The 9,569-nt window shown below is 62.0% G+C and carries 6 protein-coding genes and 2 pseudogenes; 6 read left to right on the top strand and 2 right to left on the bottom strand.

What is annotated here, in order from left to right:
- From C4T42_RS29165 to C4T42_RS29145, 5 genes and pseudogenes are all read left to right on the top strand, one after another.
- Nucleotides 1-331 (top strand): transposase (locus C4T42_RS29165; RefSeq protein ID WP_146074017.1); only part of this gene is annotated, 331 nt, incomplete at its 5' end.
- 90 nt (nucleotides 332-421) lie between these two features.
- On the top strand, nucleotides 422-1,312 hold the full coding sequence (locus C4T42_RS29160) for a hypothetical protein (RefSeq protein ID WP_103986380.1): 891 nt from the start codon (nucleotides 422-424) through the stop codon (nucleotides 1,310-1,312).
- Nucleotides 1,313-1,422: 110 nt separating this feature from the next.
- Nucleotides 1,423-1,866, top strand: coding sequence for a hypothetical protein (locus tag C4T42_RS29155; RefSeq protein ID WP_146074071.1), 444 nt, complete (start codon nucleotides 1,423-1,425; stop codon nucleotides 1,864-1,866).
- Nucleotides 1,867-1,880: 14 nt separating this feature from the next.
- Entirely contained in the window at nucleotides 1,881-3,605 is a 1,725-nt protein-coding gene (locus C4T42_RS32600; RefSeq protein ID WP_244603314.1) for an AAA family ATPase, read from the top strand.
- Between the two features lie 77 nt (nucleotides 3,606-3,682).
- Nucleotides 3,683-4,253, top strand: a pseudogene (locus tag C4T42_RS29145) (IS5 family transposase); the annotation flags it as partial.
- 159 nt (nucleotides 4,254-4,412) lie between these two features.
- On the opposite strand, the gene C4T42_RS29140 reads toward C4T42_RS29145, so the two are convergent.
- Both C4T42_RS29140 and C4T42_RS31700 read right to left on the bottom strand, forming a co-directional pair.
- Nucleotides 4,413-5,255 carry a glycosyltransferase family 2 protein gene (locus C4T42_RS29140; protein WP_103986378.1) on the bottom strand — a complete coding sequence of 281 codons (843 nt, stop codon included), beginning with the start codon at nucleotides 5,253-5,255 and terminating at the stop codon, nucleotides 4,413-4,415.
- A 27-nt stretch (nucleotides 5,256-5,282) separates the two neighbouring features.
- Nucleotides 5,283-6,086, bottom strand: coding sequence for a methyltransferase domain-containing protein (locus tag C4T42_RS31700; protein WP_146074070.1), 804 nt, complete (start codon nucleotides 6,084-6,086; stop codon nucleotides 5,283-5,285).
- 647 nt (nucleotides 6,087-6,733) lie between these two features.
- Between C4T42_RS31700 and C4T42_RS29135 the strand changes: the two are divergent.
- Nucleotides 6,734-8,157 (top strand): annotated as a pseudogene (locus tag C4T42_RS29135) (transposase); the annotation flags it as partial.
- Between the last annotated feature and the right edge of the window lie 1,412 nt (nucleotides 8,158-9,569).

Here is a 9,569-nt window from a genome sequence, read left to right as displayed (position 1 = left end):
GACCCTCGATGCCATCCCACCCGTGCGCAACGGTCGGCGGGGCCGGCCGCGACACCGCCCGGACAAACTGCACGCTGACAAAGCCTACGACGCTCAACCGCGCCGACACGAGTGCCGGGCGCGTGGGATTGTACCGCGCATCGCACGCCGCGGCATCGACAGCAGCGAACGGCTGGGCCGGCACCGATGGGTGGTGGAGCGCACGCACGCTTGGTTCAACCGCTTCCGTCGGCTGCCCGTGCGCTACGAGCGACGTGCAGACATCTACGAAGCCTTCACCAGCCTCGCTGCCAGCCTCATCACACTCAACCAGATCAGGCGGTTCTGTTAGGCGCTCTAAGGCCGCGGAAACGAGCCCGTTCGCCGCCCCGCCATTCGGTGAAGGGCGCGCGGGTTGGCGTCGCCTGGACGGAAACCATCTATGACCATCGTCGTCCCCCACCCCGCCGCCCAACGCGGCGGCCGACAGCGGCTATCTGCACGTGGGCAGCCTGGATCCGCGCCGACCAGCCGAATCACCGTCCCGCTCGGGAGCGCCGCGGCCCTCGGCTGCGGCCACGTCCAGCCCGCGATCCCGCAGATCTGCGCACCCGAACTGATGGCCGCGGCCCAGGCCGCGCTCGACGGCGCGTTCCGGGCGACCTTTGTGCCCGATCCCCTGCTCGGACCAGGCTTGTCGCAGCTCGGATCCGTGCTGGCCTCCATGGTCAAGAGGCACGGGTCCCTCATTGAGGCGACGATTACGGACGTCCTGGAGCGAAGCGGGCGCTACCTCGTGCTGCGCAACGTCGCGATGCCCATCACCGTTCCGACCCAGGAACTCGTCCGCGCCAGCAGCGTCGCCCAGCTCAACCAGACCTCGATCGAACTCGCGGGCGCCGTCGCGCAGTCGGTATTCCTCGACCTAATCGTGGTCGACCGGAAAGAGAGTCGAGCCATCATCGCCGAGGTCAAGAGAGGCTCCGGAAAAAATGAGGCCAGGAAAATTCACCAAGTCGAATGGGTACTGCGGTGCGCGCAGGTCCAGGGCCGCTCGTTTCTGGCTTCACTCGGCTATGAGGTCGCGCAAATCCGCGCGGTGCTGATCGACGTCTATGGACGGGCCGGGTACGGTGATGACCTTACGGTGAGCGGACCGGCCATAGATCAGCTGTTCGCGACCCCGGTCTTGGCAGCGCTCGAGACTGTGACGGCGGCGCTTCAAGCCCGATTGCGCGCGGCTGTGCCGGACCTTCTGACGATGGCGTTGGCGAGCCTCGCCGTTCCTGAGAACGTCAAACACCCGCACTCGCCCGCGCCGCTCGCGCCCTGACCGCACGGGGTTGGCATCAGGTCGCGGCCGCGCCCTGATGCGTCCATCCCGCTCTCCATCAATCCCGCACCGTGCGCCTGCGCGCCGTTGCGCTCTCCAGGTCTGTCTCAATGACACTCGCTCGTGACCCTGATGCCCATCTCTCCGGCACAACTGACGCGGCCAAACTCTCGCTGCCGCTGTCCTGGTGGCGCGTCCTCGCCCCTGAGGCGCTCGATATGGCGGCGCAGTGCCGCCTGTCCGCTGCCCTGAATGCCGCGCAGCCCCTGCCGTCCCCCAACTGGTCCGCTGCTTGCCGGGGCGATTCGGCGGCTGCGATCCATATCGCCCTCAACGTCCTCGCCGAGGCCATCGCCTTTCCTGGGCGCCTAGATCCGGCGATGTCGGCGATCTGCCTCTGTGCCGTACGAGGTGACGGCTCCTGCATCGACCTGCTCGTGCACGTGCTCGGGCGGCGCGCTCGACGCCGGGCTGATCTCAAGGTGCTCTGCCTCGCCCATGCTTGGTGCTCCGTCCAGCGCCGCGGTTCCGACCGCGTCGGCGTCGCCCGCTGAGAGTGAGGAAGCCGATGGCATTCTCTTCGACCCCGCCTGCTCTGCAGATCGACTCCGAGGCGGCACGTCGCCTGCTCGAACCGATGCTTCCGCGCCGCCTGCGCGCCTGCCTCGCTCAGGATCTGCGCGTGGCTTCTGCTTGCTCTGAGCTCGCCCTCGAGATCACCACCCTCGCCCCGGATGCCGAGGCGCTCGTCTCCGCCTGGATCGGGGCGGTCTCTTCGGAAGGCGGCTTGTGGCGTGACCGTCGACGGATAGCCCGACGATCCGCTCTGATCCGGTTCCTCGACGTTTGGGCCGTGGAGCACGATCAGCCTGTGGCGCGGGCGTTGGCCGATGTCGCGACGCTGTTGTCCTGCGCCGGCGATGATCGCAGAGCTGCAGCGCGCTTGGCCCAGCCCCTGTGGCTGGAACGCGAAGCGGTTCTCGACCTCGGGAAAGGGTTTGCAGCGCTGGCCGAGGCGCAGACGCGCCTCACTATCGGACGCGTCGCCGAACAGGGTGCCGATTCGGACATCACCGGGGCGACCGATCTCGCTGTCGCGCTGCAGGCAGCTTGGCACGACGCCCTCACGGACGCGCTTCTGACGTTCTCCGAGAAGACGAGCAGCGCCATTGCTGCGGCCGCCGCCCTGGCCTGTGGCGCCGATGATGCCTTCGCCAGCGACGTGGCACTCGTCCACGCGCTCGTGCCCGTTGGGGAGATCTTGACACGACCCGTCGCAGACAGCGCGGCGACGCGGGAGCGGCGCAGATGGAAGACGATCGAGGCTCAGCTCGTCAAAAAAAGCGAGGCGCGCCAGCGAGAGAAGGCGGCGACCGTCGACACCATGCCACAGCGGCCGGATGCCGATGCCCCACCCGCGGAAGTGCACAAAGGCCACGTCCTCGTCGTTCCGGCGATCCAGGAAACTGGGAGTGACCGCGGCAAATCCATCGCCCGCGGTTATGAGCACATCATCGGCAAGCCGCTCCCGCTGGTCGCCGTGCCGGATCTCGCGGATGTGCGCGCTCGGTTGGTATTCGAGTTTCCTTACGCGCAGACCATGATCGACCGACTTCTGGCCGATCTGATCGGACGTGAGCACGCCACGCTCCGGCCGACTCTGCTGATCGGCCCGCCGGGAGCCGGCAAGAGTCGCATCGTCGCGAGGATCGCCCATCATCTCGGATTGGGGCTGTGGCGGGTCGATGCTACGCGAGACGCGGGCGCATCGCTCGGTGGCCTTGATCGCCGCTGGGCAACGTCGGAGCCAGCGCATCCAATCATGGCGGTGGCTCGATCTGGCACCGCCAATCCGCTGATGCTGATCGACGAGTTGGAGAAGGCCGCGACGCGCGCAGATCACGGTAGGCTCTGGGATGCCTTGCTTCCGATGCTCGAACCGGAGACCGCCCGGGCCTACCAAGATCCTTGTTTTCAGACCGAGGTTGATATCAGCCGAGTGTCCTGGTTGGCCACGGCCAACGGGGTGGGCAACATTCCTGGTCCGTTGCTCGACCGCTTGCGTGTCTTGGAGATGGCGGCGCCAATCCAAGCAGATCTTGAGGCGCTGCTCGGACCGGTCCTGGAGGGTATCGCTGCCAATCGCGGGCTCGATCCTGCCTTTGAAGCGCCTCTGGATGGGGAAGCGGTCGCGCTGCTTCGTCGATCCTGGCGCGGGGGATCGGTGAGGCGGTTGACCCGATTGGTCGAGGCATTCGTAACGGCGCGCGAAACTCTTGCGGTTCGGCATTAGGGAGTGAACCGAGCCAGGGTATTGTAGGGTTTGGCAGTTTGTGATTCCAGGCGGCCGTTTGCAGCCTGGAGGTGGCGATGGCGAACCTGTTCTGACTCTCGGACGAGCGGTAAGGCGATGACCGAGCCGTTCATGCCCAGGGGCCAGCCCGGCCGCGGGCGGAAGGACGACCGGCAGATCATCTCGGGCATCCTGCACGTCCCGACGTCGGGCGCCGCTGGTGCGACTGCCCGGCCGCGTATGACCCGCGCACCACGGTCTACAACCGCTTCAATCGCTGGTCGCGGCGCGGCTTATGGAAGGCAATGCTCTCCGCGCTGGCCGAAGCCGGGTGGGCCGGCAACGCAGGCGCTCTCGACAGCAGTTTCGCCCGGGCTCACCGGTCTGTCCATGGAGGGAAAGGGGGCGAGGGCGCAGGTCATCGGCTCGTCGCGCGGCGGCCAGACGACCGAGATCCACGCTCTCAGCGATGTCCTCGGCCGGCCCAACGTCCTCCCGCTGACGCCGGGCAACGCCAGCGACGTCACAACCGCCCCAGTATTGCTGGTCGAGGCGCCGGGCCGGATCCGCCGCCCGAGCGCCGACAAGGGCTACGTCGTCGATTGGCTGGCCACCGATCTGCGCAGGAACGGCATCATGCCCGTCCTTCGCCACCTTGAAGCAGAGCGATGAGCCGGCGCGCCGATCTCCGAAAAACAGAGATGCGCGACGCCGAGACTATACGGTAGGCGACAGGGGGCACAACGAGAATCAAGTCGGCCATTGAGCACTTCTGTGAGGCGTGCGTTGTGTCTGGCCTTAGCGAACCTAGAAGGTGCCAGAGAAACGGCTCGGTATACGCCAGATGTCTGGCGCAGCGATCCAATCCTTCTTTTCGATTTGATCTGCAAAGACACGTTTCGTATCTTCGAAATGTTTCTCTCCCCGTCGCATCTCTATGACGCGGCGAGGCAGACTCGCAACCTCGTTTTGAATGTGATCTATGAACTTGTCTGGTGGTATTGAATGATGTGATGCTTCAATGCTAGTTGGTGTAGCAGCGTTTCGCTTCTTCTGTCGTTCGTACAAAATCCCATTGTCGCAATGGGCGATGTGGAATAAGAAAAGGTCGGCGAAATTTGGTCGATGATTGCCGACGATGCAATGAAATCCGTGCATCCAATCAGTTCGTCCAGCGATCAGCGTGGGCTTGCACAATGCAGAAAGAGGCCGAGCAAAGCAACGCTGATGAGAAATTGGCGCCTTTAAATCGATGGCACTCTCTTCAGCGACATGGAGCACATCGACACCAAACATGGTCACGACGTGGGGCAGATTATGATCCGCAGCGTATGAGCCCAAATTCGACGATATGGCTGGATCTGGGACAACGAGCTCGTCGGCATCTGTAAAAAGAACGCGCTTATAGCCGATGAATAAGGAGGCGCAGAAGTCGCATACCGTTTGCGCCCGCGCACTCTCATCCATCGGAGTGCGTGGGAGCCTTATTAGACTCGCGTCTATGTTTTCAGTTGAGCCATCGTCGGAACCGTGATCAATGACATAGCAGTGCTCAAGCCCAATCTGCCGTTTGTAGTGCTCTAGCCAGACCGGAAGCAGCGCTTTTTCATTGTACGTCATCGTGACGACAGCGAGTGGCTGTTTCTCCACAGAGATCTCCCGATGCGTGCAGTTTGCTTAAGCATTGCGTCTTCGGGTTGCTATGATAGACGGGCGTTTTGCCAGCGTAGATCCTGCTATGTCGTCAGTATGAATCGCGTATGCTTCAGCGAATGAAACATCGAATCCAAGATTGTCGAAAATTTTGATATAGAGGCCGCGCGATAAGTGCCACCAAACATAAAATACATTTGGGTCGTCCAAGTTCGTGATTGGATGGATGACGAGTTCATCAAGCGGTAGCACGTCCGTGAAGGGAATCAGTACGGCTTCCTTGGCAAGCCGGGCCCAGGCTCCAATTGAATAAACCGGATCCGAGAGATGTTCGACTATTGCACCCGCCATCACCACGTCGAATGTCTGTTCCGGCCATTCGTAGAGTTCTGCGATTGGTGCATATACGCACTTCGCCTTGCTATTGAACTTATGCCAAGCATACCACCAGGAATTTTTGATCGGTATAAGGTTTTCTCTTTCCCATATGGCTCGTGATTGTTTTATGTCGCGGTAAGAGAGGGTGCTGGCGAACGGCATGTGCCGGAATTCAACGGTCGAGGCAGCATCCAAGCCGGTGACTTGAGCGCCGTGTTTCTCTGCATTGAAAGCCAAAAAACCAGACGCTGTGCCGACATCCAGCACGGTCTTGCCTTGTAAATTATAGCTGCCAATGTATTGATGGAAGTCATCGATCTGCCAACTGCCTTGAACGGCTTCGCCATCCGGAAATTGCATCGAGTGGTACCAATAGCATCGGCTATTTAATGCGTCGTGCCATGGCGCTTCGAAGCGCGGTTCATTTATTACACTGACCTCTGCACTCATCCGCTTCCTGCCTATCATAGGTTGAACGGGGCGTCGCTCATACACCGCCACCAGCGGAATGTCTCCCTATTTTTCGAGCAGGCGCAACGTTGGTCTAAGCATACCTCTATTGTGGCGAGAGATTTTTGTGAGAAGTACTCCCACATGATGCCGTCCGCCTAGCAGAAATCCCATTGGAATCGCCTGCTGGCCCGCGCTATTTGAATTAAATATTTTATACAATTGCTCAGTGATTGGATAGATCCGCTAGCGTTCACCGATTGAACCTTGCCCAAAAGATTGATTTGCGCCGAACGCATTTTCTTCGAGCATCCTGAGCCTTGAGGCAGGTGGCCGCCATGCTTCGCAAACGCCTCATGAACGATCAGATTGCCTGTGCCCTTCGGCAGGCGGAGGCGTGAGCGGCTGTAGAGCAGGTTCGCCGGAAGCTCAGCTAGTCCCGGCCGAAGTTGCATAGCTAAAGTAGGTATTTAGCCTGCATGGATATACAGAAGAAACGGCAGTCGAAGGGACTAACGCCTGGGAACAGAAATCACAAGATGCTCAATTGCTTCGTGATTTCTCCGCGTTTTGCGTGGAGCGGTCGCGGTGACGGGGACGGCACTTCGAGGTTACGATGATCCTGCCCTCGTACCTGCCAGGTTGCTCTACCGAACCTTGGTCACCCCATGACGCTGCGCCCTTGCGTTCGAGCTTCTGCTGCCATCATCCTGCCGGCCGCTGCGGTATCTTCGCACAGCCATTCCCGCGGCTGATGCCGCCGCGCGCAGGCTCAGACCCGGATTGGGCTTGGCTTGCAGCTGGTGGCGAGGCTGGTGCACGCATGAGTATGCAGACCGACGCCTGATACGATCCTGCGCCCTGTCCACTGCCGCTGCTGAGCGTGAATCGGTCTCGCGTCGTAGGCATCGATGATCGGCTCCTCCGCAAAAGACGAGCTTACGGCCTACGCCTCGTCGATCTCGAATGCAGTCGCCCAATCGACCTGCTGCCCGACCGTTCGGGAGTGGCCGTCACCGACTGGCTGCGTCGCGATCCCGGCATCCAGATCGTCGCCCGCGACCGGTCCACCGAGCACGCCCAAGCGCTCACCGCTCGCGCGCCAGTTGTGCTTCCGGTCGCTGATCGATGGCATCACCTCCTGAACATGCGCCCACCGCTCGAACGCTGGCTCGGCCGCGTCGACAGTCGGCTGTGTCAGTTGCCCGCTCTGTCTATCGGTGATGGCCGCCATCCCGGGGATCGCCTGCGCGCCTACCGCCGCAGCGCCGCTGAGATCACGAGGAGTCGTGACAGTCGCGCTCGGCGGCTTGCAGCCTACGAGGATGTGCGTCGGGGTTATCTGGCAGGTGCGACCCTCCTGGCGATCGGTCGCGCTACAGGGTTGGCGCGCGCGACCGTGCGCAAGTACGCCCAGATTAAGAGCTTCCCCGAGCGCGCGAACCAGCGGCCCAATCCGTCTCGCCTCGACCCCAATCTCGCCCATCTGGAGCAGCGCATGGCCGAGAGCTGCGAGAGCGCCATGGCGCTCTGACGCGAGATCCGCGACCAGGGCTTTGCTGGAACTCATCGGCAGGTGCATCGCTACATTGCCGAGCGGTGTACGCCGCCACGGCGGAGCATCGCCCACAAATGGTTGTCGGGGGCTGGCTCGACGCGCGCAACGGTTCTCAGACCAGAAACACTTGCTTCTCGAAAGCAGCTGGCCTGGACCACGGTTCGGACCATCACGACGTTGCCGTCCCATGCCGCGGCCGACCTCACTCGGATCTGGCAGGATGCCGAAGTGGTACGCATTGTCGATCTGACGCAGCGGTTCACGAAGCTGATGCGCGCCTGCGGCCTGGATGGCGACCAACTGGCCGATCCGGTGGGCGAACTCGGTAGGTGGCTCCTCGAAACGCGCACCTGCGGCGTCGCGGCGTTGGAGACCTTCGCGGCTAACTTGGCGCAGAATCGGCGGGCGATCCAGACTGCACTGACGACGTTCTGAAGCAACGCGCAGGCCGAAGGGCAGATCGGCCGGCTGAAGATGCTCAAGCGTACCATGTACGGCCGCGTCAGTTTCGCAGCGCCGCAGAGAGCCGCGATTTCTGTACGCTTTGCCGACCTCGCCCGACAGCACTACGTCGAGAGCCTCGGGACTTGGTTCACGGCGGCGTTCGCGACGCTGCGGGGGAGATTCGCAGACAGTCTGCGGCGTGACCGGGAGGCGCTGATCGGAAGGATCACGACACCATGGTCGACGAGCCCGGTCGACGGGCAAATCAGCCCGTTGAAAATGCTCGAGCCCACGAAGTTCGGACGGACTGGCTGTGCGTCTCTCCGTCAACCCGTAATGGCCACGCGATGACTCAGATCCGCCGCAAAGAACGCAATCGAAACAGTATTCATCGCCCGCTGGCACAACAGGTGGAGCGCTGAAAATTGGTTCGTTTCCATTCGTGGGGGGCGGATGCCGTTCGACCCTCGCTTGACGGGCCCAGATCTGTGAAACATGACCTAAGTCACGTGGTAGGCGGTCTTCGTATTCGATTTTTTCAGTTTTAGCGTCTTCGCGGTCACGGGTTTTCGGCGTTCCTATGAGCAGGGTCGTGGCGATCTGGTCATCCACCGTGGAGTGCATGCGCGCCCCCCTATTTGAGCGGCACAAAATAGGAGGGGACGACACCTCCCCGTTCTTTGAGATAGTCATGCTACGAACCACGGTCGTGCGACATGCGCGGCTTCTCAGCACGACGTTGTTCGACGGATCAGATATATAAACTGCGTCGTCAGGGGACGATGTACCTGCACAGCCGGGCACGACTGTAGCCGGCGACATTGCCGCCGGGGTTGCAGCAATCGCTATACCGCCGAGCAGCGATGTACTGATCCCCTCCGAAACGTCGCGCGAATGTTGGATCTCGCGTTCACTCCTGAACACTCCAACGATTGGAGACTCAGGCGCATCTGTCATGACGGATCCCGCGGTGGTCGTAAGCGAGTTGTCAACCGCGATACGCAGCCGCAAGCGGATGGCGGCACGGGTCTGCAGTTCAACCGGTATCCTTCTTCTGATCCCAGCTGCTTTTGTCCCGCGCTCCGTCCTCGGAGATGAGGAGGCGCTCTTCGCGCCGCGCTGGCCCCATTCTCGGTTAGCGTGGAGGCCATCGTCTGTGGGGCGCAGCAGCGAACGGATCTCGCACCTGTCCTCGTACTCATGCATCACGATCGCCAGAACCCGGTGGACGCCGAAGTATTCGTCCAGCAGAGCCAGATGCTGCGCGATCCAAGCCGGACGCGCCGCGCGAACACGTGGCCCCTCTGCGATGCAGATCGCGCCAACCAGCATCGTCTCCGCCACCGAACGGCGGGTCCCGTTGCAAGTCACGACGAATGCGGCAGTCAGCAGCGCATGAAAGCGTGTCAACGCCCCATCGAGATCTCCCCGCAGCGCGATGATCGACTCCGTCGTCAGCGGCGCGAACAGTTCCTCGATCC

Source organism: Methylobacterium sp. 190mf (genome assembly GCF_900107945.1).
GTDB lineage: Bacteria > Pseudomonadota > Alphaproteobacteria > Rhizobiales > Beijerinckiaceae > Methylobacterium.
Note: the sequence above shows the minus strand (reverse complement) of the source record. Positions and strands in the feature narration are given on the sequence as shown.